This window comes from Tessaracoccus flavus (genome assembly GCF_001997295.1).
Classification (GTDB): Bacteria; Actinomycetota; Actinomycetes; order Propionibacteriales; family Propionibacteriaceae; genus Arachnia; species Arachnia flava.
In genome coordinates this window covers 2812233-2836782 of record NZ_CP019605.1, presented here as the reverse complement: position 1 = coordinate 2836782, position 24550 = coordinate 2812233, and the positions used below count along the sequence as shown (strand labels likewise).

The 24550-nt window shown below is 67.7% G+C and carries 19 protein-coding genes; 8 read left to right on the top strand and 11 right to left on the bottom strand.

Features of this window, described 5'->3' with window-relative positions:
• Positions 1-97 precede the first annotated feature (97 nt).
• On the bottom strand, positions 98-1498 hold the full coding sequence (locus RPIT_RS13005; protein WP_077344333.1) for a CCA tRNA nucleotidyltransferase: 1401 nt from the start codon (positions 1496-1498) through the stop codon (positions 98-100).
• Positions 1499-1825: 327 nt separating this feature from the next.
• On the opposite strand from RPIT_RS13005, the gene RPIT_RS13000 reads away from it, so the two are divergent.
• From RPIT_RS13000 to RPIT_RS12990, 3 genes are all read left to right on the top strand, one after another.
• On the top strand, positions 1826-2707 hold the full coding sequence (locus tag RPIT_RS13000) for a mechanosensitive ion channel family protein (RefSeq protein WP_077343839.1): 882 nt from the start codon (positions 1826-1828) through the stop codon (positions 2705-2707).
• Between the two features lie 70 nt (positions 2708-2777).
• The gene (locus RPIT_RS12995; protein ID WP_077343838.1) at positions 2778-5036 is read left to right on the top strand and encodes a transglycosylase domain-containing protein; all 2259 of its coding nucleotides are present in this window, start codon (positions 2778-2780) and stop codon (positions 5034-5036) included.
• A gap of 267 nt (positions 5037-5303) precedes the next feature.
• Positions 5304-6704 carry a glycosyltransferase family 87 protein gene (locus RPIT_RS12990; protein WP_093664856.1) on the top strand — a complete coding sequence of 467 codons (1401 nt, stop codon included), beginning with the start codon at positions 5304-5306 and terminating at the stop codon, positions 6702-6704.
• On the opposite strand, the gene RPIT_RS12985 is transcribed toward RPIT_RS12990, so the two are convergent.
• Positions 6697-7716: an alanine racemase gene (locus tag RPIT_RS12985; protein WP_077343836.1), complete on the bottom strand. Its 1020-nt coding sequence runs from the start codon at positions 7714-7716 to the stop codon at positions 6697-6699. The genes RPIT_RS12990 and RPIT_RS12985 overlap by 8 nt on opposite strands.
• A gap of 4 nt (positions 7717-7720) precedes the next feature.
• Positions 7721-8845: a lipid II:glycine glycyltransferase FemX gene (locus RPIT_RS12980; protein ID WP_077343835.1), complete on the bottom strand. Its 1125-nt coding sequence runs from the start codon at positions 8843-8845 to the stop codon at positions 7721-7723.
• A 261-nt stretch (positions 8846-9106) separates the two neighbouring features.
• On the opposite strand from RPIT_RS12980, the gene RPIT_RS12975 reads away from it, so the two are divergent.
• Both RPIT_RS12975 and RPIT_RS12970 read left to right on the top strand, forming a co-directional pair.
• Positions 9107-10372 (top strand): glycosyltransferase 87 family protein, encoded by a 1266-nt coding sequence (locus tag RPIT_RS12975; RefSeq protein ID WP_077343834.1) that lies wholly within the window; start codon positions 9107-9109, stop codon positions 10370-10372.
• Between the two features lie 20 nt (positions 10373-10392).
• Complete coding sequence (locus RPIT_RS12970; protein ID WP_077343833.1) at positions 10393-10764, top strand: FKBP-type peptidyl-prolyl cis-trans isomerase; 372 nt, start codon at positions 10393-10395, stop codon at positions 10762-10764.
• A gap of 78 nt (positions 10765-10842) precedes the next feature.
• Here RPIT_RS12970 and RPIT_RS12965 read toward each other — a convergent pair whose 3' ends face one another.
• The 4 genes from RPIT_RS12965 to RPIT_RS12950 form a co-directional block, all read right to left on the bottom strand.
• Positions 10843-11445 (bottom strand): DUF4282 domain-containing protein, encoded by a 603-nt coding sequence (locus RPIT_RS12965; RefSeq protein ID WP_077343832.1) that lies wholly within the window; start codon positions 11443-11445, stop codon positions 10843-10845.
• 452 nt (positions 11446-11897) lie between these two features.
• The gene (locus tag RPIT_RS12960) at positions 11898-14417 is read right to left on the bottom strand and encodes a sodium-translocating pyrophosphatase (RefSeq protein ID WP_077343831.1); all 2520 of its coding nucleotides are present in this window, start codon (positions 14415-14417) and stop codon (positions 11898-11900) included.
• Between the two features lie 165 nt (positions 14418-14582).
• The gene (locus RPIT_RS12955) at positions 14583-14945 is read right to left on the bottom strand and encodes an SRPBCC family protein (protein WP_226996268.1); all 363 of its coding nucleotides are present in this window, start codon (positions 14943-14945) and stop codon (positions 14583-14585) included.
• 319 nt (positions 14946-15264) lie between these two features.
• Positions 15265-15546: a hypothetical protein gene (locus tag RPIT_RS12950; protein WP_143028220.1), complete on the bottom strand. Its 282-nt coding sequence runs from the start codon at positions 15544-15546 to the stop codon at positions 15265-15267.
• Positions 15547-15636: 90 nt separating this feature from the next.
• On the opposite strand from RPIT_RS12950, the gene RPIT_RS12945 reads away from it, so the two are divergent.
• Both RPIT_RS12945 and RPIT_RS12940 read left to right on the top strand, forming a co-directional pair.
• Positions 15637-16608, top strand: a complete 972-nt coding sequence (locus tag RPIT_RS12945; protein WP_162274562.1) for a diacylglycerol/lipid kinase family protein — start codon at positions 15637-15639, stop codon at positions 16606-16608.
• 298 nt (positions 16609-16906) lie between these two features.
• Positions 16907-17503, top strand: a complete 597-nt coding sequence (locus RPIT_RS12940) for a DUF4126 domain-containing protein (protein WP_077343827.1) — start codon at positions 16907-16909, stop codon at positions 17501-17503.
• Here RPIT_RS12940 and RPIT_RS12935 read toward each other — a convergent pair.
• The 4 genes from RPIT_RS12935 to RPIT_RS12920 form a co-directional block, all read right to left on the bottom strand.
• Positions 17500-18072 carry a hypothetical protein gene (locus RPIT_RS12935; protein ID WP_143028221.1) on the bottom strand — a complete coding sequence of 191 codons (573 nt, stop codon included), beginning with the start codon at positions 18070-18072 and terminating at the stop codon, positions 17500-17502. The genes RPIT_RS12940 and RPIT_RS12935 overlap by 4 nt on opposite strands.
• A 324-nt stretch (positions 18073-18396) precedes the next feature.
• Positions 18397-20817, bottom strand: coding sequence for a D-glucuronyl C5-epimerase family protein (locus RPIT_RS12930; protein ID WP_093664860.1), 2421 nt, complete (start codon positions 20815-20817; stop codon positions 18397-18399).
• 277 nt (positions 20818-21094) lie between these two features.
• Positions 21095-22219 (bottom strand): alanine dehydrogenase, encoded by a 1125-nt coding sequence (gene ald, locus RPIT_RS12925; protein WP_077343824.1) that lies wholly within the window; start codon positions 22217-22219, stop codon positions 21095-21097.
• Between the two features lie 49 nt (positions 22220-22268).
• Positions 22269-23438, bottom strand: coding sequence for a glucose-1-phosphate adenylyltransferase family protein (locus tag RPIT_RS12920; protein ID WP_077343823.1), 1170 nt, complete (start codon positions 23436-23438; stop codon positions 22269-22271).
• Between the two features lie 235 nt (positions 23439-23673).
• Here RPIT_RS12920 and RPIT_RS16195 point away from each other — a divergent pair, with 235 nt between their 5' ends.
• Entirely contained in the window at positions 23674-24528 is an 855-nt protein-coding gene (locus tag RPIT_RS16195; RefSeq protein WP_093664862.1) for a septal ring lytic transglycosylase RlpA family protein, read from the top strand.
• The last annotated feature ends 22 nt before the right edge of the window (positions 24529-24550 follow it).

Below are 24550 nucleotides of genomic sequence, written 5' to 3'. Positions count from 1 at the left end.
AGACGAGGACACTTCACCCTGGGAAAACGTGCCTCGGCCGCTGTATGCGGCCTGGCACCTCATTTCTTCAGGTCGAACGGGGCGGAGCAGGCCTGGGTCAACGGTCGGCCCACCACTGGCGCAGCAGTTCCACGGCCTCGTCCTCGGGGAGGGGGCCGTGCTCCGTGCGGTGCTCGAGCAGGAACGCATAGGCCTGGCCCACCTCGCGGCCCGGGCCGATACCGAGGACCTCCATGATCTGGTCGCCGTTGAGGTGGGGGCGCAGCGAGGCGATCTCCTCCTGCGAGGCGAGCTCGTCGATGCGCCACTCGAGTTCCTCGTAGGCGCGCCGCAGACGGTTGGCGCGCTGCTGGTTCCTCGTCGTGCAGTCGGCGCGCGTCAGGATGTGGAGGCGCTCGAGTTCGTCGCCGGCGTCGCGCACGTACCGGCGGACGGCCGAGTCGCTCCACTCGCCGTCGGAGTAGCCGTGGAAGCGCAGGTGCAGGTCGATGAGGCGGGCCACGGACTTCACGACGGCGCTCGGGTAGTTGAGGGCGCGGAGCCGCTTCTTCGCGAGTTTCGCGCCCACGACGTCGTGGTGGTGGAAGGTCACCTTGCTGCCCTCGAAGCGGCGGGTGACCGGCTTGCCGATGTCGTGCAGCAGCGCCGCGAGGCGGTTGACGATGTCCGGCTCGTGCCCGCGATCCTTCTCCAGCGCGATGGCCTGGTCGAGAACGGTCAGCGAGTGCTGATAAACGTCTTTGTGGCGGTGGTGTTCGTCCAGCTCCAGCTTGAGGGCCGGCAGTTCGGGGAGGATGTAGTCGGCGATCCCCGTGCGGACGAGGAGGTCCAGGCCGGCCCGCGGTGAGTCGGTGAGCAGCAGCCCGGAGAGCTCGGCCTGGATCCGTTCGGCCGACACGATCGTGATGCGCTCAGCCATGTCCGTCATGGCTCTGACGACTTCGTCGGCCACGATGAACCCGAGCCTCGACGCGAACCTGGCCGCACGCATCATGCGCAGGGGGTCGTCGCTGAAGCTCCGCTCGGGGGTCGACGGGGTCCGGATCACGCCGTCGGCGAGGTCGTCGAGGCCGCCGTAGGGATCGACGAAGGCGCGGGTGGCGACGTCGACCGCCATGGCGTTGACGGTGAAGTCGCGGCGGATGAGGTCGCCGTCGATCGAGTCGCCGAAGCTCACCTCGGGCTTGCGTGACTCGCTGCGGTAGATGTCGGCCCGAAACGTCGTGACCTCGATCTGCCACTCCTGGCCGTCGGCCCGTTTGAGTGCTCCGATGGTGCCGAAGTCCTTGCCGATGTCCCACGTCGACGGCGTGAACCGACGCAGCAACGCGTGCGTCTCGTCAGGCGTGGCCGACGTGGTGAAGTCCAGGTCGTGGCCGAGGCTCCCCAGCAGAGCGTCGCGGACCGACCCGCCGACGAGGAAGAGCTCGTGGCCTTCGGCGCGGAACAGGTTGCCCAGGTCGTCGATGACGGGGGCGATGCGCAGCAACTGCTGCATGGCGTTGGTCTGCGCTTGGGTGAGGGTCGGCACGAGCCGAGAGTCTACCGTCGGCCTCCCCGGTCCCCATCCCCGGCGGGCCCCACCCGAGCCCGGGGGCGGCCACGCCAACCGTGCGACCGCAACGCCAACGGTCCCGACTGAACGCCAACGACGAAGCCGGAAGGCCGACGACAATCAGCGCCGCCCCTGATGTATCGGGGGCCTCGATGGATTCCGGTGGCGAAGCGCGATTCCTGTTGGCGTTTGGCTGGGACTGTTGGCGTCTGGTCGCGCGCCGTGGTCCAGCGGCGGTCGACGCCATAGCGAATCGGACACAATGGGCCCATGGGTGATCTCTGGGAGAATCTGATGCTCGCGGCCGTCGTCATCACCGTGGCCCTCTTGCTGCGGGTGTTCCTCGCGCTGGTGATCCGACGGACGGTGCGGGTGCTGGCCGACCGGGTGCATGACCGAAACGACGACGACCTCGGCTTCCGCGCCCGGGTGCTGCTGGCCAAGGCCAGCGGCGTGGCCGCGGACAGGCAGCGACAACGCGTCGAGACGCTGGGTTCCCTGCTGCGCAACGTGGTGGATGTGGCGCTGATCGTGGTGGTCGTGCTGACCGTCCTGGCGATCTTCGGCGTGCCGATGGGGCCGCTCATCGCGTCCGCCGGCGTGGGTGGGGTGGCGCTCGGTTTCGGCGCCCAGTCCCTTGTCAAGGACTACCTGTCCGGCATCTTCATGCTCGCCGAGGACCAGTTCGGAGTGGGCGACCTCATCAAGGTGGGCGACCTCACCGGCACCGTCCAGGAGGTCACGCTGCGCGTGACGAAGCTCCGCGACACCACGGGCACGGTCTGGTACGTCCGCAACGGGGAGGTGCTCACGCTGGGCAACGTGAGTCAGGGATACTCGACGGCGATCGTCGACGTACCGGTGGCCAACGACGAGGATCCGAGCCGAGTCCAGGAGGTGCTGCGGGCGGCGCTCGCCGGCATGGACAAGGAGCCCGAGTTCTCCGACCAGTTGCTCGAGGAGCCGTCGGTGCTGGGCGTGGGCTCGGTCACGGCGGGCACCATGACGATGCAGGTGCTGCTCAAGACGGGGCCCAACCAGCAGTGGGGGCCAACCCGCGCGGTCCGCGAGCGGGCGCAACGGGCACTCGCCGACGCCGGGGTCCGGGGGCCCATCCTGGCCGGACCGTACGGACCAGGGAGCGCCACCTGACGCAGGCGCGGCGCGGCCGCGGAGGCGCGGGTTTTTTCGCGCAGCCGCCGCGGGCGCTTACGCTGGAGGAATGGCTAAGGCAAAGCGGCGCGCGAAGTCCAGGGCGCGCGAGATCTGGGGGCGGCTCGGTATCGGCGCCCTCGTCGTGTTCCTCCTGGGCAGCCTGGCTGGGCTCGGGACCTTCCTGTTCCTCTACGCGACGACGGATCTCCCAGACCCGAACAGCGACTTCACAACCAACACGACCTTCCTCTACTACGAGGACGGGCGCAACCAGTTGGGTTCGCTCGCCGTCCAGAACCGCGTCACCATCCCGTACGCCGAGATGCCGCAGCTCATGAAGGACGCCGTCGTGGCCGCCGAGAACCGCACGTTCTGGGAGGACCCGGGGTTCTCCGTGAGCGGCATCATGCGCTCGGTCTACTCCATCGCGACCGGCGGCGAACTGCAGGGTGGCTCGACGATCACCCAGCAGTACATCAAGATCCTCTACCTGGATTCTGGTCAGCGGCTCTCCCGCAAGGTCAACGAACTGATCCTGGCGACGAAGATGGGCCGCGAGCTGCCCAAGGAAGAGATCCTTGAGGGCTACCTCAACACGATCTACTTCGGGCGCGGCGCCTACGGCATCCAGGCCGCGGCCAAATCCTACTTCCTCAAGGACGCCAAGGACCTGACTGTCGAGGAGTCCGCCGCGCTGGCCGCCATCCTCAACAATCCGGCAGGGTTCAACCCGTCCGGTGGTCCGGAGAAGCTCGAGAAGCTGCTCGGCCGCTATCAGTACGTCCTTCGGGGCATGCTCGAGATGGGGGCGATCACCCAGGCCGAGTTCGACCGTGCGCAACCCGCGCTGCCGACCTTCCCCGAGGTCCCGATCAACAACCGCTATGGCGGCCCTAAGGGATTCCTCATCTCCATGGTGGAGGACGAGCTCACCGAGCTCGCGGGCCTCACCGAGGGTGAGATCCAGGGTGGCGGGCTCAAGGTGGTCACGACGCTGAACAAGACCATGCAGAGCGCGGCCACGACCACCGCCCAGAAGTACACCGCGCAGGCCGCGGCCGACGCCGAGGGCTCTCCGGATCCAGCCGATCTCCACGTCGCAATCGCGTCCGTCGACACCGACACCGGCGCCCTGCTGTCTCTCTACGGCGGGCCGGACTACGTGGAGAACTCTCGCAACTGGGCGACGACGCCGCGCCCCGCAGCGTCGACGTTCAAGACCTTCGCCACCATCGCCGGCCTGCGGAACGGCTTCTCGCTGGACTCGGTCTTCAACGGCGACACGTTCACCCCGCGCGGCGACACGCGGACCGTCCGCAACGAGTTCAGCAACCAGTACGGCCCGGTGACGCTGCGCCGCGCCACCGCTGAGTCCATCAACACGGCGTTCGTCGACATGACCGAGCAGATCCCCGACGGGGTGAACGAGGTCATCCGGGCGGCGAACGATGCCGGAGCTCCGACCGGCTCCAACTGGGAGGCGCAGGGCAACCGCATCTCGCTCGGCGCGGCGGAGGTCAGCCCCGTCAACATGGCCAAGTCGTACGCCACGCTGGCCAACGGCGGCCGGCGCAACGAGACGCACATCGTCAAGCAGGTCATCGACCGCAATGGCATCGTCGTCTACGAGGCCGCGTCGGCCGACGAGGAGACGATCGACCGCAACGTCGCCGCCAACGTCACGGACTCCCTCACCTCCGTGGTCACGGAGGGCACGGGTCGTCGGGCCAGCGAACTCGGCCGCCCGGTGGCTGGCAAGACCGGCACCAACGGCGTTGAGGACACCATCACGTCCGCGTGGTTCGTCGGGTACACCAAGCAGATCTCCACCGCGGTCATGTACGTGGCCGGCGATGCCGGCACGGCCGACCTCGAGGACTACAAGCGGCCCCAGGACCCGACGTTCTTCGGCTCGTCGTACCCGCTCATGACCTGGGTCGAGTACATGATGCAGGCCACCGAGGGCATGCCCATCGAGGAGTTCGACGAGCCGATCGAGATCGAGCCCGAGCGAGGCGAGACGCTGACGCCCAGCCCGTCGCCGCCTCCGTCGCCGAGCGAGAGCCCGTCGGAGGAACCGTCGCCGTCGCCGAGCCCGTCGCCCACTCCGAGCGAGACCCCCTCCGAGGAGCCGACCGAGACGCCGACGCCGACACCCACCCCGACGGAAGAGCCGGAGCCCACCGAGCCTCCGGAGCCCACGGAAGCGCCGGAGCCGACCCTCGCGCCCTCGCCGACCGCGGTCCCGACGCCGACGGCGACTGCCACGCAGGTCGTCGAGCCGCCGAACGCCCGACCGACGGCGTCGGCCACGGTCGAGGAGTGACGCGACGCCAACCGACCGGCCGGAACGCCAACGGTGCGGGCCAAACGCCAACGGTCACGGCCAAACGCCAACGGTCACGGCCAAATGCCAACTGACAACGCCGAACGCCCCCGACATCCATCGTCGCCCCTGATGTGTCACGGGCGACGACGACTCTCGCTGGCGTAACGCCGCGTCGATTGGCGTCTGGTCTCGCGGCCGCCAGAGGGAAGCGCGGGACCGACGACGGACCGCGGCGGCGGCGCGGCCGTCGGCTACTGTGTGGCCGTGGATAACGCGCTGCTGCCCCGGTTCGGCGGCCCCATGGGCCGCCACGCCAAGCCGCGTGGGCTGTGGTTCAACCCCCTGCCATGGGCGATGCTGGCCGCGACGCTGACCTTCCTCGTGCTCTTCCTGAGGCACCTGCCGTGCCTCCAGACCGACGCCGACAACGCCATCAACTCCTACATCCGGCTGTGCTACTCGGACATCCAGTCGTCGTTCCTCGGGCAGGAATTCGCGCTCGGCACCCCAGCCCTCGGTGGGGAACAGATGCTGTTCTCTCCACTGGTCGCCGTCGCGATCACGATGGCGACACAGGCGTCGAGGCTCATGGGGTCCGTCGGGCCAGGGCAGACGCTGCAGCAACAGATCGATACGAGCACGGCCTTCTTCGGCTGGACGGCGCTCGGACTGTTCCTCTGCTTCCTCGTCACGGCGGCCAGCTTCGCGTGGCTCGGCCGACGGGGCGACGGTCGTTCGTGGGACTCGCTGCTGATCGCGGGCTCGCCCATCGTGTTGGCGGCGGGCCTCATCAGTTGGGAGTTGCTGCCGCTCGCCTTGACCGCGCTGGGGCTCGTGCAGTTCGCGCGGCGTCGTTTGTTCGAGGCCGGCATCGTGCTGGGGCTCGCGGCATCGGCGGGCACGATGCCGATCGCGATCATCCTCGCTGTCCTGGTGGCGGCGGGGCTGCGCGGCGGTGCGGTCACGGCGCTGAAGTTCTTCCTCCCCGCCGTCGTCACCGTCGTCGGCGTGCATGCGCCGCTGCTCCTCGACGACGTCGGTGCGGTCTACGGCTACTACCACCAGGAGATCAACAAGGAGGCCGGGTACGGCTCGCTGTGGTACCTGTTCTCGCTCGGCGGGTGGGAGACGCGGCACACAGGCTCCCTGGCCTTCGCGATCCTGATGCTGGTCCTAGGGCTCCTGGTGGCCTACCTCTACACCGCACGGAAGCGGCCGCGGGTTGGTTCCCTCATCGCGGTGATCGTGCTGCTCACCGTGCTGCTGGGCCCCGCGTACCCACCGCAGACGTCGCTGTGGGTGCTGCTGGCCGTGATGCTGGCTCGCCCGTACAAGGTGGAGCTGATCGCCGTCACCGTCACCGAGGTCGGCTACTACCTGGCCATCTGGGGGTGGCTCGCCGGCAGCCTGACCTCGGCCCAGCAGGGACCCTACGGGCTGTACTGGCTGGCCATCATCCTGCGCGCCAGCATCCAGGGGCTCGTGGCGTGGGAGGCGCTCAGCGACATCGTCCGCCCCGGCCGCGACGAGCTACGCACGCCCGATCAGCCCGACCCCATCGGCGGCGTGCTGAACGACGACGAATTTGCAGCCCACGTGGGGAGCGAGGATTCCCCGCAGGACGCCGAGCCGGTGGCCGCGACGACGGGCGCGGAGCTCAGCTGAAGCGGACCTCGTCGGGGGTGACCGTCGTCATGCGGGTGGTCACCGGCACGACATCGCCCACCTGTGCCGGCGGCGTGGCGCCCGGGACGAACACCATCGACGAATGCATGTGAGGGGGCTCGGCGAATGCGCGCTTCCTGCCGCCGATCGTGAACGGCGACAGGGACCGCCCGAGGGCGTCCAGCACCCCCTGGGCGGCGGTCACACCCCGCTGCCGCAGCGACCGTTGCGGTGTGGGCGCGGCCATCGCGACGCCGTGCGCGGTGCCGCCGGACACGATGACGAGGTGGCCCTCCTTCGGAGCCTTCACGCTGTGGTAGCCGAGCTCCTGGCCGCGTTTGACGGGATGGACGTCGAGGACGGTCGCGGTGGTGTGGTAGGCCGCCTTGTCGCCCAGCCACAGCCGCGTGCCCACCCGCATGCGGGCGTCGAACTCGCGGGCGAACTGGGCATAGTCGGCGACGCTGAGGTGGGAGACCCACACCGGCGCGGGCCGCACCGAGACACCGGTCGCCGCCAGGCGCCTGGCCTCGACGAGGAGGCCGCTGGACGGCAGGTGGACTGCCCAGCCCTCGAAGGTGAGCTCGCCGAAGTCTTCGGCCGTGAGGTTGCGCGGGTCGAGGCCGTGCCGGTGCATGGCCGTCTCGATCTCGACGATGACCCTCGCCGTCGGGTGCTCCGCAGCGACGGCGCGGAGGTCGTCGGCTCGGCTGATCGTGGCGATGACGCCGGGGTCGTCGAGCAGGGCGGTGGCGGCGTCGTCGAAGGGTCGCCACGGGTTGAGGACGACGACGTCGCCGGTCCAGCCGCCCGCTCTGACCGCTGCCACCTCCTGCGCGATGCCGACGGAGATGGAACCGACGCCCAGTGCGGTGGCCTCGCGGGCGAGCAGGTCGAGCCCGAAGCCGTAGCCGTTGCCCTTGAGCACCGGCACGAGCCCGGGGACGTCGGCCAGCAGCGAGCGCTGATGCGAGCGCCAGGCGTCGGTGTTGATCGTCAACGTCAGCGGCATGGGGTCACCGCCTCTTGAGGTACTGCGTGAACGCGAAGTAGAGCGGCTTGTTGATGGCGTAATCCCACTCGCCGAGGTAGGCGACGGCCTCGCCCCCGGTGCCGACCTTGAACTGGATCAGCCCGATCTCGGGATCGTCCTTGCCGACGCCCTCCGTGATGCCACGCAGGTCGTAGACGGCGCAACCGGCCGCGTTGGCGTCACGGATCATCTGCCACTGGACGGCGTTCGAGCCGCGCACCTCACGCTTTGCGTTGGTGGACGCGCCGTAGGAGTACCACGCGTGCTCGCCCACCTGCACCATCGTCGTCGCTGCGACAAGGTCGCCGTCGTGCTCGGCCAGGTAGACCTTCATGCGCTCGGGATCCTCGGCGCGCAGGGCGTCCCACATCGTCTCGAAGTAACTGAGCGCCCGCCCCGTGAAGCCGTCGCGGGCGGCGGTTTCGAGGTAGATGCGGTGGAAGGCGGCCAGGTCTTCGCGCGACCCCTGGCGGACGACGACACCTTCCTTGGCGGCCTTCTTGATGTTGCGCCGCCACTGCTGGTTCATGCCCTTGAGTAGTTCGTCCTCGGACTTCTGGGAGCCGTCGTCGTGGCGCAGCGGCAGCTGGAAGTTGAACATCGGCTGACCGGCGGCGAAGCCCTCACCCGTCTCGTCGGTCACCCAGCCGCCGTGGAGCAGGAGGTTCCGAACCCGGGTGCCGAGCAGCGTCGTCTCGTCGGGCGTGACGTCGGACAGACGCGTGACGTCGTCGTCGGCCACCGCGTCCTTGATGGTGGGGGCGAGCCAGCGTCGGTGCACCAGGGTCGGGCCGATCCGGACGGCGAACGCCTTGCGCTTCTTCGCGTAGGTGACGAAAGCCTGGAGTGCCTCAGCGACGTCGGGCCGCGCCCAGTCCAGCACCGGTCCCTCCGGGAGGTAGGCGAGGTAGCGCTTGAGCTTCGGGAGTTGCCGGTAGAGGACGAGCGCGACGCCGACGAGGTCGTCGCCGTCGAAGAACCCGACCGACTCTCCCCGCCACTCGCTCTTGACCTTCGCCCACGCGGGCGTCTGGAGGAACGAGGCTGAGCCCCGCTGGCCGATGTGGGCCAGGTGCTGTTCGGCTGAGATTGGTCGACAGGTGATCACCCCCTCAGGCTACCGGCTTCCGCTCCCACCCACTCGGGCACGGGGCGGTGGGAAGCGTGGGGCCGGGGACTGAGTTGAGCAAATAAGACGGGTGAACGAATAGTAACGATGTTACCTCGGCGTGTCGCAGCGTTGACCCATCTCATCTGCTCAACTCAGTTCCAGCCAACCCCAGCCGCGCGGAGGCAAGGAGTCGCTGGCACGGGCTGAGCCAGCCGACCCCGGAACACCGGCGGCGGCCGGGAGCCTAAGATGCGACGCATGACGCATCCGGCGCGCGACGCCGCGGCCACCGCGATGGACCGCTACCTCGGCTCCCGCGCGCTCAGGGGCGTGGCTGTGGTGGTGTTCGCCTGGCTCGTCTTCGTGCTGGTCACCGCATTTCCCAGCACAGACCCGTGGGCGACCTACCGGATCGACTTCGACGTCTACCGCATGGGCGGTGAGGCGTTCCTCGGCGGTGAGGATCTCTACGGGCAGCTGTTCCGCACCCGGTCCGGCGCGGAGTTGTTCTTCACCTACCCGCCGATCGGAGCGATCCTCTTCTCGCTGTTCAGCTTCGTGAGCTTCGGCGCTGGAGCGGCCATCCTGACCGGCCTGTCGATAGCCTCGCTCGTGTTGTCGCTGTGGCTCGTCATCAGGGCACTCGGCGCAGACGGGCGCGACGCCTTCTGGCTTGCCGTCCTGGCGGGGATCCTTGCCGTCTGGACGATCCCCGTGCGCGAAACCGTGGAGCACGGACAGATCAACCTCATTCTGATGGCGCTGGTGCTCGGCGACGTCCTCGGCCGACGTCAGCGCTGGTGGCGCGGGTCGTTGGTGGGGCTGGCGCTGTCGATCAAGCTCACCCCGGCCGTCTTCCTTGCCTACTTCCTCATCCGACGTGACTGGCGCGCGCTGGCCATGGGCATCGGATCAGCGCTCTTCTATACGGGGCTCGGGTTCCTGCTCGCCCCCGACGACTCCTGGCGGTACTGGACGTCAGCCCTCATCAGCCCAGAGCGAATCGGCGCCAACGCATTTGCCACCAACCAGTCCCTGAGCGGCGCAATCCACCGCCTGGGCTTCGACGGCGCGGAGACCGTCCTGTGGTTCGTCGTGTGTGCGATCGTCGGGCTCGCTTGCCTGGCGTTGCTTCGCCGACTGTTCAACGAGGGCGACGCCGTCATGGCCGCCATGGTGATGGGCCACTACGCCCTGCTGGCTTCGCCTGTCTCGTGGGGACACCACTGGGTGTGGTCCGCCCCGGCCGTCGTCGTGGTGCTCGTTTGGGCCTGGCGGTGCCTTCCGCATTGGACCGGGTGGGCGTTGGCAGGGTTCGCCGTCGCAGGCGCGGCCGTCTACCTGCTGGCGCCCCACCTGTGGTTCCCGCGACCACCTCAGCAGAACCCCAACTGGTCCTGGTGGCAGCAACTGGTGGGTTCGGCCTACCTGTGGTGGGCTTTCGGGCTCCTGCTCGTGGCCTGGTTCGCCGCCCCACGGGCTGCCGCCGGCGGCAGATCGGCGCCGTCGGAGACCCGCGGGTAGGCTGGTGGCCCATGACTGCAATGAATGAAAAGCCGGAGGTCGACTTCCCGGGTGGCGAGCCGCCCGCAGACCTCGAGATCAAGGACATCGTCGAAGGCGACGGCCAGGAGGCCAAGGCCGGCGACACCGCCCACGTGCACTACGTCGGGGTTGCGTTCAGCTCGGGTGAGGAGTTCGACTCGTCCTGGAACCGCGGGGCGCCGCTGTCGTTCCCGCTCGGCGCTGGCCGCGTCATCCAGGGCTGGGACCAGGGCCTTCAGGGGATGAAGGTCGGCGGACGTCGCCAGCTCACCATCCCGTCCCACCTCGCCTACGGTGACCGCGGGGCCGGTGGCGTCATCGCCCCAGGCGAGACCCTCATCTTCGTCTGCGACCTCGTGGGCCTCAACTGACCCTTCGGACGTGACGACGGGGCGTCGGCCACGCGGGATTTCTCCCGTTGTGGCCGGCGCCCCGTCGCGTTTTCCGTGTCAGTGCCCGCCGGGGAGTCGACGGTGGATGTCTTCGGACATCCGGATGGTCGCGTAGTAGAACTCCAGCGTCATCCGCACCAGCACCAGGTAGAAGAGGCCGACGGCGGGGGCGAGGATGAGACCGAACACCGCGAGCAGGCCGTCTCCGGAGGTGAGGGCGGCGATCACACCGAACAGCACGAAGATGCCGATGATCACCATCGAGATGATGTAGGCGACCTTCACGACGCTCGGGGTGATGAACGAGCTGAAGCTGACGTCGAACAGAGAGCCCAGGAAGCCGCGCTCCGGGCGTCCACCCGGGGCTCCGAAGGTACCGGACGGGTACGACGGGCCCCCCGAGTCGGACGCGGAGTAGGGGTAGGGCGAGTAGCCGCCGGACGGCGGTGCTGCGTACGGAGGCTGGGGCTGAGTGGTGCCCGGACCCTCGGTGGAGCTGTAGGGTCCGGCCGACTGGTTGTCCGAATTTGGAGTGCCGTAGGGACTCGGCTGGTACTGGGGTCCGCCCGGCTGTGGGGAGCCGTACGGGTTGGGGGAGTAGTCGGGTCCGGTGCCCTCGGGGCGCTCTGGGTATCCGGCGGGGTTGTCCTGGTTGGACATGGTTCTCCTTCGATCACGACCTTGGTTTCGTCCCAGTGTGGCAGTTGCGCGGTTCAGGTTCATCCGGACGAGCGGGCAGTTGCGAGCCCTTGGAATCCTGAGAGACGAGGTGGGGTGTGGTGTGCCTCGACGGGGCTAGACGCCACCGCGACAGCAGAAACGCCAACCGGCAGCCGCAAACGCCAACTGTCAAGGGAACTCGCCAACGAGATTCAGCGACGCCCGCGAGATCTCGGGGGCGTCGATGGTCCTCGGGGGCGTCACGGTATAGCGATTGGCGTTGGCCGTTCTCGGTTGGCGTCAGGGCGGGGAGGCGGACAGTCGTGAGCGGTGAGCCTCGGGGTGTAACCCTTCGACAAGCTCAGGGACCTAGTGGCGGGCTCAGGGACCGAGCGACAAAGCGGCGGGGCGTCACCTCTTCGGTGGCGCCCCGCCGCTCGGTCAGCAGGAACTCAGACGGGAGCGTGCTCCGGATCCGGGGCCGCCAGCTCGCCCTTGATGACGTCCAGCGGCTCGTTGATCCGCATGCCGTAGAAGGAGCGGTAGACGAAGTACATCGAGGCCACCAGGAACACCGCGGCCAGCACGCCGGTCAGCAGCGCACCGTTCTGGTACTCGAGGAGCACCGCGAGCTCGACGGCCAGCAGCCCGAAGAGCGTGGTGAACTTGATCACAGGGTTGAGCGCAACCGAGGAGGTGTCCTTGTACGGGTCGCCGACGGTGTCGCCCACGATGGTGGCGTCGTGCAGCGGAGTGCCCTTGCCGTCGAGGTCGACCTCCACGATCTTCTTCGCGTTGTCCCAGGCTCCACCCGCGTTCGCCATGAAGATGGCCTGGTAGAGGCCGAACAGCGCCATCGCGATGAGGTAGCCGATGAAGAAGAACGGCTCCACGAACGCGAAGGCCAGCGTGGCGAAGAAGATCCCCAGGAAGATGTTCAGCATGCCCCGCTGGGCGTACTGGGTGCAGATCTGCACCACCTTGGACGAGTCCTCGGCCGACGCCTTGGTCACGCCGTCGAGCTTGATGTTGGCACCGATGAACTCGACCGCGCGGTACGCGCCCGTCGTGACGGCCTGGATGGAGGCGCCGGTGAACCAGTAGATGACTGCGCCGCCAACGATCAGGCCGAGCAGGAACGGGGCGTGGAGCAGCGACAGCTTCTCGACGTCGGTCTCGAGACCGCCGGTCAGCCCCATCATGATCGAGAAGATCATCGTGGTGGCACCGACGACCGCTGTGCCGATGAGCACCGGCTTCGCCGTCGCCTTGAACGTATTGCCAGCACCGTCGTTGGCCTCGAGGAAGTACTTGGCGCGCTCGAAGTCGGGCTCATGCCCGAACTCCGCCGCGAGTTCCTCGCGGGCACCGGGCATCTCCTCGATGGTCGAGAGCTCGAACACCGACTGGGCGTTGTCCGTGACGGGGCCGTAGGAGTCGACGGCGATGGTCACGGGACCCATGCCGAGGAAGCCGAACGCAACCAGGCCGAACGCGAACACGGCGGGGGCCAGCATGAGCGTGGCCAGGCCGAGCGTCGAGATCCAGTAGGCGATGGCCATGAGGCCCGCGATGGCGATGCCGAGCCAGTAGGCGGAGAAGTTTCCGGCGACGAGGCCGGACAGGATGCCGAGCGAGGCGCCGCCCTTGTTGGCGGACACCACGACCTCCTGCGTGTGCCGCGCGTTGGTGGAGGTGAACACCTTGACCAACTCCGGGATGAGCGCGCCGGCCAGCGTGCCGCAGCTGACGATGAGCGAGAGCTTCCACCACAGGCCGTCGCCGAGGCTGCCGAGCAGCAGTGCGGAGGTCAGGAACGTGGTGGCGATGCAGACCGCCGAGGTGATCCAGACCAGCGAGGTGAGCGGCTTTTCGAAGTCCATCTCCATCGCGTTGCGGTACTTGGCACGGGCGAGCGCGGCGTTGACGTAGTAGGAGATGCCGGAGGCGACCACCATGACGGCGCGGATGACGAACAACCACACGAGAAGGGTGACCTGCATCGACACCTCGGGGACGCCGAGGAGGATGAACGTGATGAGCGCGACGCCGGTGACGCCGTAGGTCTCGAATCCGTCAGCCGATGGGCCAACCGAGTCGCCGGCGTTGTCGCCGACGCAGTCCGCGATGACGCCTGGATTGCGGGCGTCGTCTTCCTTGATCTTGAAGACGATCTTCATGAGGTCGGCGCCGATGTCTGCGATCTTCGTGAAGATGCCGCCGGCGATGCGCAGAGCCGAGGCGCCGAGGGACTCGCCGATGGCGAAGCCGATGAAGCAGGCGCCAGCGATCTCACCGGGCAGGAAGACCAGGATGATCAGCATCATCGCGAGCTCGACGGAGATGAGCACCATGCCGATGCTCATGCCGGAGCGCAGCGGGATGTCGTGGCTGGAGTAGGGCTTACCGGACAGCGCGGCGTGAGCGGTGCGGGAGTTCGCGAACGTGTTGACGCGGATTCCGTACCAGGCCACACCGTAGGAGCCGGCCATGCCGATGAGCGAGAAGAGGATGACGATCGAAGTCTTCCCGACGGAGAACCCGACGAGGAAGAGGTAGTAGACGATGATGATCGCCGCGATGAAGGCCCACAGGAGCAGGAGGAACTTGCCCTGCTGCTTGAGGTAGGTCTTGCAGGTGGTGTAGATCAGCTCGGAGATCTCGCGCATCGCCGCGTGGGCCGGCATGCGCTTGAGCTGGGTGTAGGTCATCAGACCGAACCCGAGGCCCAGCGCGCAGACGATCAGCCCGAGCCCGAGCAGGATGTCGCCGGGGAGCCCCAGGAAGGAGACGCTGCCGAGATCCGGCAGCTGGAGGTTGGCTTCACCACCGATGTGGGGTTCGTCGCCCGGCGCCGGGGCTTCGGTGGTACACGACGATAGCCAGAGTGCTGTGATTCCCGCCAGCGCGGCAACTGCCCCTCTCGGCAGTACCCGCGCGGCCTTCCGTTCTGAGCGCGCTAATGCGAGCATTTCGGCCTCATTCTCCCTTGAATAGCGACGGCGTCGGCGCCGTCTCGGTCATCCTACGCCCCGTAGTATTTTGGCTTACGGGGGGTTAGGTACGGGGTCAGGAACCCCACGAAGTGGGGACGGACAAGGGCCCGAGACTGCACGTCTCGGGCCCTGACATTTCGGTTACGCCGATGCCTCTTCGATGCGGGTGAGCACCTCGCGCCAGCGGCGCCTCAGCTCTTCGGTATCCGCGTCCTCGGGCAGATGCTCGTGGGCGATCTCCAACTCGGTCTGATCACCGGCGGGGCGCAGGTGGAGATCCACCAGTGTGCGCGGCGCGCCTTCCGAGGCGTGCCACGAGAAGCGAATCTGTTCCTTGGGATGGAAGCTGCGCGTGACACCGTAGGTGCCGTCGTTGGCGCGCCAATCCTCTCCCTTGTTTCCCAGTTCGCCGCCTTCGCCCAGGAGCGCCGCAGCACCTTGCGGTTTCATCAGGGCTCCCCATACGTTGTCCAGCGGTCGGGCGACGACGTGCGTCACCTTCACGCTTTTTGAGTCTGTCAGCTCCTCCGCGACAGTGTCCATAACAGTTGCACCTCCTGGTACCGGGGCAACAACCTTGGTGCCCCTCGTGGAACAAGCCTAGACCCGTCCCCTCGCGGTCTGCAGCCGGTCCGGGGTAATGCTGCTCCGCCCGTTGTTGATCCCTGGGCTTGTCGTCGTCGATCCCTGAGCTTGTCGTCATCGATCCCTGAGCTTGTCGTCGTCGATCCTGAGCTTGTCGAAGGGTTACGGCCCCGACTGCCATCACCGCCCCCGTGGTCAGGGGCGGCGGAGGCGGCAGTCTCGTGACCATCCGGCAGGCTCAGGTATCGAGGCGAGACTCCAACGTCGCCACACCCCGCGGCGCCAGGACCCACCCGACGTGCGCGGCCATGCCCGTGAGCAGCGCGCTGAGCGCCGCCATTACGAAGGCAAGTTCGGGGGAGATGTCGAGCGAGCCGGCCAAGGCCGCGAACGCGGCCACCAGCCAGGCAACCGCGATGAGGGCGGCTAACACCGCGACGACTCGCGCGGCGGTGCGCAGATGCCGGAGCGCGCGTACTCGACGGTGCAGGTCGTCGTTGATCTCCGAGGCGTCGTCCATGCCTCCAGCCTAAGTGAGCTACCGCAGGATTCGGACGGGACTTCGCCGGAGCTGCTGGCGAGGGGACCGGGACGGGGCCACAATGGGCCCATGCCGAGAGCCGCTGTGATTTTCAACCCGACCAAGATCGACCGGGCTGACCTTGCCGCCGTCGTCGACAAGGCGCAACAGAACGCGGGGTGGGAGGAGTCGCTCTGGCTGGAGACCGAAGCAGATGACCCGGGCACCGGGATGGCCCGGCGCGCGGTCGAGGAGGGGGTCGACGTCGTACTCGGGGTTGGGGGCGACGGCACGATCCGCGCTGTCTCGGAGGGTCTTCGCGGCGCGTCCGTGCCGCTCGCCCTGTGTCCGCAGGGGACCGGCAACCTGCTGGCCCGCAACCTGAAGCTCACGCTCGACAATCTGGAGGAGTCCGTTGACGCAGCGTTCAACGGCGTGTCGCGGCCCGTCGACCTCGCCGTCGCCGACTTCACCCGCCCGGACGGCAGCTCCGAGGAGCGGACCTTCGTCGTCATGGCCGGCGTCGGGCTCGACGCTCAGATCATGTCCACCACGGACGAGAAGCTGAAGAAGAAGGTGGGGATGCTTGCCTACGTCAAGGCGGGCATCGAGGCGTTGCGCGAGAACCGGAGGATGCGGATCCAGTTCAAGCTCGACGACGACCAGCCCCAGCGCGCGCGCATCCACACCGTGCTGATCGGTAACTGTGGCTCCATCGGTGCCAACGTCATGCTGCTGCCCGACGCCGCCGTCGACGACGGACTGCTCGACGTGGTGGCCGTGCGCCCCCAGGGCGTGTGGGGCTGGCCGAAACTCGCCTGGAAGGTGCTGGTGGACAACGCGCTGTTTCGGAGGTTCAAGAGCGACGCCGACCGCCGCAAGAGCGACGACACCCGCGACCTCAACTACCAGCAGGTGCGCCAGATCGAGATCCGCTTCGCCTCACCCGAGGAGATCGAGCTCGACGGCGACCACATGGGGGAGATCTCGCGGGTGCGCGTGTCGGTCGAGCACGGTGGTCTGAACGTGATGATGCCGGAGGGCTGGGAGCCGTCCGACTGAGGCGAGGGTTGCCGTCGCCGTCGCCGTCGCCGCGCGACGCCAACGGCGAGGGTCGAACGCCAACGGGGAGGTGGAAACGCCAACGTTGAGCGCCCGACGCCAACGGGGAGGGCCAAACGCCAACGGGGAGGGCCGAACGCCAACCCTGAAGGGTCCTCGCCGACGGAAACCAGCGATGCCCGCGAAATATCGCTGGCTTCACTGAGTATCGCTGGCACGGACGATTATCTGTTGGCGTTTCGGGTGCCGGGGCACTCAACCAATCCCTCACGCGGCTCGCGGCCGCCATACTGGGGCGATGGAACTTCTGCCCATGACATTCGCCTCGGGTTGGGCCTCTGGCATCAACGCCTACGCCACCGTGTTCATCCTCGGGCTGTTGGGACGCTTCGCCGACACCGGGGGGGTGCCGGAGGGATTCCAGCGCACGGATGTGCTCATCGTCATGGGGATCCTGGCCCTCATCGAGGTGGTGGCCGACAAGGTGCCCGTCCTCGATTCCATCTGGGACGTGCCATCCACCGTCATCCGCCCCATCGCCGGCGCTCTCATCGGCGCGCTCATCGCTGGGGCGAACGGCGACCTGATGACGATCACGCTGGCCGCCGTCGGTGGCGTGACCGCGCTGCTCAGCCACCTGTCCAAGGCCGGAATCAGGCTTGCTGTCAACACCTCCCCGGAGCCGGTGACCAACATCGGCGCCTCGGTGGCCGGAGACGTCGGCGTGGTCGGTGTCACGACGCTCGCGGTCCTCTTCCCGGTGGCCGCGGCCGTCATTGCCGCGATCCTGCTCGCTTTCATGCTGTGGCTCGCCTTCAAACTCGGCTCCCGCGTGCGTCGAGGCGTTCGGTGGATGCGGCAGAAGTTCAATCAGTCCGCGGTGGATCAGACCTAGCCGCCCACTCCATGGTGGCGCCGGGCGGCGCCGGCCACGAGGACCACCGCTGCCGCGATGAGCAGCGCCAAGCCGACGACGGTGCGCGTCTCCAGTCCACCCTCGTCCGGCGCTGCTGCGGGTGCCTCCGTCGGGGCGGCGGGGGAGCCGAGGAGCGTTGCCAACTCCGCGTCCAGCTCCGGCGTGAAGGCGCCGGTCCCACTGCACAGGTCGGACCGCACGTCTTCGCCGTCGAGGTTGGCGAACAGGATGATGGTCTGGCCGCTGCTCACGTGGTCCCACCCGCAGCTGGGGCCCTCCAGCGCGGTCAGCACGGGCACCGTCGGGGTGGCGTCGCCCTTGTAGACCTTGTCGATCTCGACGGTCCACGTGGCGTCGTCCGCAGAGCTCGTGGCGTTCTCTGGGACCTCCCGCCCGGTGATCGTGCCGACGGCGACGAGATCGGCTCGCTCGGCGTACTCGGCGGTTGACGAAACGGCGCAGCTGCACGCGACGGCGGGGGCAGCGGGAACGACGGCGAGCGTGACTCCGCTCAGCACCATGACTAGGGCAATCAGCCAACTACGCATGACCCAGTGTGCGCCCTCCGAGCCCCGGTTGCACCCACTCGTTACCAACTCGTTGTCATGTTTCCCCCCATTGGCGGCCGTGATGGACGAACGGCGTGGCGCTTCACGTTTCCCTGAGTAGCGGCCGTGAGGGACGAACGGCCGTATATCGAAGGGCTCGTGAGATTTCCGCAGTGCCTGGTCGGGGGCCCTTCGATACGGTCGCTCGTTCCTCGCTCCCTACTCAGGGCACCGGGGATACGGTCGCTCGTTCCTCGCTCCCTACTCAGGGCAACGGGGATACGGTCGCTCGTTCTTCGCTCCCTACTCAGGGCGACGGAGACGTCAGCCGGGGGTGTTGAGGGCCGTCTTCACCCAACGGTTGGCGTACTCCGCAAAGACGGGCCAACCGGAACGGCTCGCCAACTGGCGGAGTTCGCCGATGTGGGACTCGTGGTACCGGTAGTTGAGGTTGCGGCCGGTGTAGCGCTCGGGGATGATCACGGACCGGCCCCAGGCCGTCGCGTTGAGGGTGGCGATGCTCTGCCAGCGACCGTCGGCGAACGCCTGGACCGTGTAGAGCCCGCTGCCGAAGAGCTTCAGCTCCTGGCGGGGGGTGCGGAAGACCAGGATGTCGTAGTCGGGGTCGTGGGCGGCCCCCTTCGCTTCCGCGAGTCGGATCGCAGGCTTGGACCACTGCAACGTGCTGCCCGGCACCACCGAGACGGTCGGGAGGAACTGCACGCGGATCTGGCAGTCGGCCGCGGGCGCGGGGAACTCGACGGAATACGTGGCCCACTCGGCACCGCGCACCGTCGTGTGGCGCGCGAGCTGGTAGTTGCCGCTCACGCAGTTCGCCTGGATCGACGCCATCGGAGCAGCGCTGACGCCCGCCTGCGCCTTCTCGTGGCGAGCGTCGAACTGCACAACCACCCGGCGCCCAGCCGGGAAAGTGCCCGCGGGGATGTTCTGAGCCACACCGACCCAGCCGGTGCCCGTCGTCGTCGTAGTGACCACTCCACCGGCGATGGAGGTGTTGGAGAGCGGACCGATCACCTGCCACGAGGTTTCGAAGCTTGGGTCCAGGAACCGGTTGGGGAAGGTGGGGGCGGGGTCGAGCACCGGCATCGAAATGAGATCGCCGTTCAGCGAGACCCGGTCGAGTTTCCCGTCGTCGAGCTTCACCACGCGCAACGGGGCGGCGGGATAGCCGCGGACGAGGTCGTAACTGCTCATGATGCCGCCGCCGGTTGGCACCTCCAGCATGGGCAGCACATGCTCGTACGCGGTGAGCCCTTCCTCGAACAGTTCAGCCGAGCGCTCGTCGTAGGGGAAGATTCCATCCTCCGCGAGCTCGGCGGTGTAGTCAGCCCACATGTCGAGGCCGATGAGCACCAGATTGTTGCCGTTGAGGACCGTGGTGGGGGTGTCGCCGGTCGGATACTCCTCGAACCAGAGCAGCATCCGTCGACCCTCGACGTTGATGTAATGCTTGATGCCGCCCTCGTCGTAGGGCACCTCCAGAGCGTTCGCCAACTCCTGGGCGTAGGTGAGCCAGCGCTCCTCCCCGGTCGCTTGGTAGAGCATCCGCAGGGCGCTCATGGATCCGGCCTGGCCGAGGCCTGAGTACCAGCCAGGGGGGAGCACCGGCGTCGACGGATTGGCGGAGAAGGAGAACTGGTAGGGCAACCAGCGGACGACCTCGCCGTTGTACGTGTCGACCACCGATCCGTTGACGAGGATCTCGCCCGCCGCCACCATGGCGCACCGCTTCTGCTCGGCGGTACCCGGACCACGGTTGATGGCCTGGATGTAGTTGGCGATGCTGATGGGGTTGTAGGCGTCGTGCGGGGTGTAGCCCGGGTTGTTGATGACGTACGGGCGACCCTCATCGTTGATGGTGTAGCCGGCGGGCATCGGGGCGCCGCACTCGTGCGCGGGGGTGCCGGTCGGGGTGGGGCTCGCTGACGGGTCCGGGCTGGGCTCAACTGACGGTGAGGGGTCGACGGACGGACTGGGATCGACAGACGGTGAGGGCTCGATCGACGGTGAGGGCTCGGCCGAGGGAGACACGGGAGGAGGCGTCGTCGGGGTCGAGCTCGGTGATGGGGTCGGCTTCGGGCTCGGGGCGGGCGTGGTCGGGGTCCAGCTGGGGTTCTGCGTGGGATCGGGCGGGTTGTCCGGCTCCCTGGTGAACCGCACGACGTTGTTGAAGACCCACTGCTCCACGGAGACGAAGTAGCCGCGGCCCTGCTCGTCTTGCCGGTAGTCGAGGAACTTCATCCAGATGAACGAGCGGCAACCGTTGGGGCCGGTCCAGTCGTCCTGGCAGGACGTCTTCCACTTGCGGCCCTGGGACTCGAACTCCCCGGTCTTCGCGAGAGGGTTGTTGCCCCACAGGGCGCGGCGTGCGGCGAGGTAGGTGAGGTTGTTGAAGTGGTAATCCGTCACCGGGGTGGGCTTGCCGTCGACCATCACGGTCTGCGTCATCCAGATGTAGGTCCAGCAGCGCTCGATCTGGGCGGTGTACGACTCACAGCGCGTGAACCACTTGCGCCCGTTGATCTCGTGATAGCCCGGAGTGCTGTAGACGTCGACCGCCGACGCCACCGGCGGATGCGGCGTCAACACGGATCCCAGGAGCGCCAGCACCACCGCGACCATGACGGCAGCCACCCGGCGGCCCGCGCTCATCCGCGGCGCCGCCCTGCGGACGCGATGGCCACCGCCGTCGAGGTCGGGATGGGTGGATCCGGGATGGTGCATAGAGGAATGGCTCCTGGGCTGCTGGGTCGGGCACGAGGGCGAACTGTCCCTCAGTCTAGGCAGCAGTGGCTCAACTGGCGTCATCGGCCGTCAGGACGAGGTTGAGGTCGTCGTCGTTCCCTGAGCTTGTCGTCCGTGCTCCCTGAGCTTGTCGTCCGTGCTCCCTGAGCTTGTCGAAGGGTTACGGCCCCGAGGGTGGTCGCCGCCCTGTGGTCGGGGGCGACGGTTGGCTGGAGGGTCGTAACCCTTCGACAAGCTCAGGGACCAGTCGACAAGCTCAGCATTCAATCCCCAAGACGTCCTCCGCCGGCACCGACTCGCGATCGAAGGACTCCGCGACCGGCACCGACGTCAGCGTGCCCGCGTGGGTCGAGAGCCCACGACGCAGCGTCGCGTCGGCCTCCATCGCGCCGCGCCAGCCGTGCTCGGCCAAGGCGTTGACGTAGGGCAACGTCGCGTTGGTCAGCGCCCAGGTCGACGTATGGGGGACGGCGGCCGGCATGTTGGTCACGCAGTACAGCAGCGAGTCGTGCACCCGGAAGGTCGGGTCCTCATGCGTGGTGGGTCGGCTGGGCTCGAAGCAACCGCCCTGGTCGATCGCCACATCCACCAGCACCGAGCCGGACTTCATTCCGGCGATCATCTCGTCGCTGACCAGCTTCGGCGCGCGAGCACCGGGAATCAGCACGGTGCCGATGACGAGGTCGGCTCCAGCGAGTTGGTCGCGGATGGCGATCTCCGACGACGCCAGCGTGGTAACGCGGTTGCCCCATCGGGCCAGGGCGGCGCGCAGCTTGCCGAGGTCAGTGTCGAGCAGCGTCACATTCGCGCCCAACCCGACTGCGATGTTCGTGGCGCTCTGTCCCGCCACCCCCGCGCCCAGGACCAGCACCTCGGAGTTGGCCACCCCGCCGATACCGCCGAGCAGGATGCCCCGGCCGCCACGGTGCTTGAGCAGGTGACTGGCACCCGCCTGGGTGGCCAGACAGCCGGCCACCTCACTCATCGGGTGCAGCAGCGGGAGTTGCCCGCTGTCGAGCTGCACGGTCTCGTAGGCGATCGCCGTCGTGCCGGCGTCGAGGAGCGCGTCCACCAGGGGTTCGTCCGCCGCCAGATGCAGGTACGTGAACAACGTCAGGTCTTCGCGCAGCAGCCCGAACTCGTCGGGTGTGGGCTCCTTGACCTTGAGCACCAGTTCGGCTGAGCCCCAGACCTCGGGGGCGTCGTCGACGACGGTGGCGCCCGCCTTGCGGTAGTCGTCGTCGGTGAACGACGAGCCCAACCCGGCGTCGTGCTCGACGATGAGCTCATGTCCGCGCTGCACCAACTCGTGCACCCCGACCGGCGTCATCCCGACCCGGTGCTCGCTGTTCTTGACCTCTCGGGGTACGCCGATCCTCATCCCGCCACCCTAGTGTCCGCGGTCACTGGTCAGCGGGCCGAATGGGAAGTCAGCGCGGGAAACCGCGGGGGAGGGCGGCCTCCGGGTCGAGGGGCTGCCGGGTGTCGATCAGTCCGTCGTCCCCGATGAGGGTCACGGTGTCGCCGGTCCCGCGCTGGGAACCGCCCGTCACCTGCGCGCCCTCGTCGACGATGCAGTTGACCAGCGAGACGCCGGGGCCGATGCGGGCGCCGTCGAGCACCACGGAGTCCACGACGGTGGCGCCCGCCTCGATGATGGCGGCCGAGCCGATGACGGAGTGCCGCACTTCCCCCTCCACGACGGATCCGGAAGACAGCAGAGAGTCGTGCACCTCGGCCCCACCCATGACGCGCGCAGGCGGGAGTTGGGGCAGCGCGGAGTAGATGCGCCAGCGTGGGTCGTCGAGTACCACCCCGTTTCCGTCGAGGATCTGCAGGTTGGCGGTCCAGTAGGACTGCAGCGTGCCCAGATCCAGCCAGTAGTCGTCGTGGCGGTGTTCAACAACCTTCCGGTGCTCGACGAACCAGGGGATCAGCTGATCGCCGTAGTCCTCCAGCTCCCCGCCGTCAGCAGTCAGCTCCTCGAGCGCAGCCAGCAGCTGAGATGCGGTGTAGACGAAGACCTCGGTCGCTACGAGGCGACCCTCTGGATCGTCGGGCTTGTAGTCGAAGCGGGTGACGGTGCCCGCGTCGTCGACCTGCACGACCCCGTACCTGGACGGGTCCTCGTCGACGAGCGTGGTGACGATGGTGAGGTCGGCTTCCTTCTCGATGTGAGTGCTCAGGACGTCGAGGAAGTTCATCGTGTAGAGGTGATCGGCGCTCAGCACCAGCACGTACTCGGGGTCGAAAGCTCGGATCACCTCGCGCTGGCGGTAGATCGAGTCGGCGTTGCCCTTGGCGAATCCCTCGCCGGGGCCGCCCTCAAACGGCGCCAGCACCTCGAGTCCCCCGTGGTTGCGGTCCAGGTCCCAGGGCCGGCCCGCCGAGAGATACGTGTTCAGGCTGTGGGGTAGGTACTGCTCGACGATCCCGATGTCGCTGAGGTGGGACTGCGCGAGGTTCGACAGCGAGATGTCGATGAGCCGGAAGGTGCCGCCCACGGGCAGGACCGGCTTCGGCTTGGCGTCGGTGAGGCCCTCGAGTCGGGAACCCTCGCCACCGGCCAAGATCAGGGCATAGGTACGAGGGATGTGCATGCGAACCTCCGGAAAGCGTGACTCGATGGTAGCCGTGGCCGGGCCGAACCGATATGGGTCGGCTACAGCGAATTTGGTCCGTCTCTCAGGTCGTTGATCAGTTCATCAGCCGTCGAGGAGCTAGTCGTAGCATCATCGCCCCGCAAACCCTGAACCTAACCTGAGAGTTTCTTGGATTCTGGCGGGCGAGATGTTACGTTCGTCGCGTTCTCGTGAACGGACTTGGGAGACATACATGTTTAAGCGCCTTCTCTTCGCCGGCCTGGCGGCGATCACCGGGGCCACCGTCGGCCTCGTTGCGCCGACCGCGCAGGCGGTGGAAACCATCCAATACACCCAGCCGGGGGATCACCTCGTCAACGGCCGCTACTGGCGCACCACGTGCGAGAACTACTCGCCCACGGTCGTGCGCTGCAACACCGACATCTTCGCCACCAAGGTTGTCAAGGTCGACGGCCACCACGTGGTGCACAACGGGTGGACCTTCAACAACCTCACGTACCTTCCCTCCGAGCGCAGCCAGTGGGAGGGCAATCCCCTGGCCACGACCGGGGAGTGGACCGCCTCCGACGGCCGCTTGTGGAAGGCCGAGTGCGACACCGACCTGACCGGCGCCAACGGGTGCCGCGCCTGGGCGTGGACCACCGTCGTCGCGCACGAGAACGGCAAGTTCGTCCAGCGTGACCAGTGGCAGTTCAACAACATCATCCAGTTCTCCACGACGGACATCCCGCCGGTGACGACGATCCCTGCGCCCGCCCCGCCGCTGGCCGGCGTGCCGGTGGAGAAGGAGCCGGAGTCGCCTCTGGCGTGGCAGTCGTGCAAGGTGTCCTACTACTGGCAGGGGTACCGCACCGCCAACGGTGAGATCTACGACCCCAACGGTCTGACCGCCGCTCACAAGACGCTGCCGTTCAACACGCGCGTCCGCGTCCAGAACCCGGCCAACGGCAAGGAGGTCGTGGTGCGCATCAACGATCGTGGGCCGTTCATCGCCGGCCGCTGCCTGGATCTCTCCCGTGCCGCGATGCAGGCCATCGGCGGCACCTCCGCAGGTGTGATCACCGCGAACTACCAGGTTCTGCGCTGATCCTTCCCCCCCAAGGAAGGCG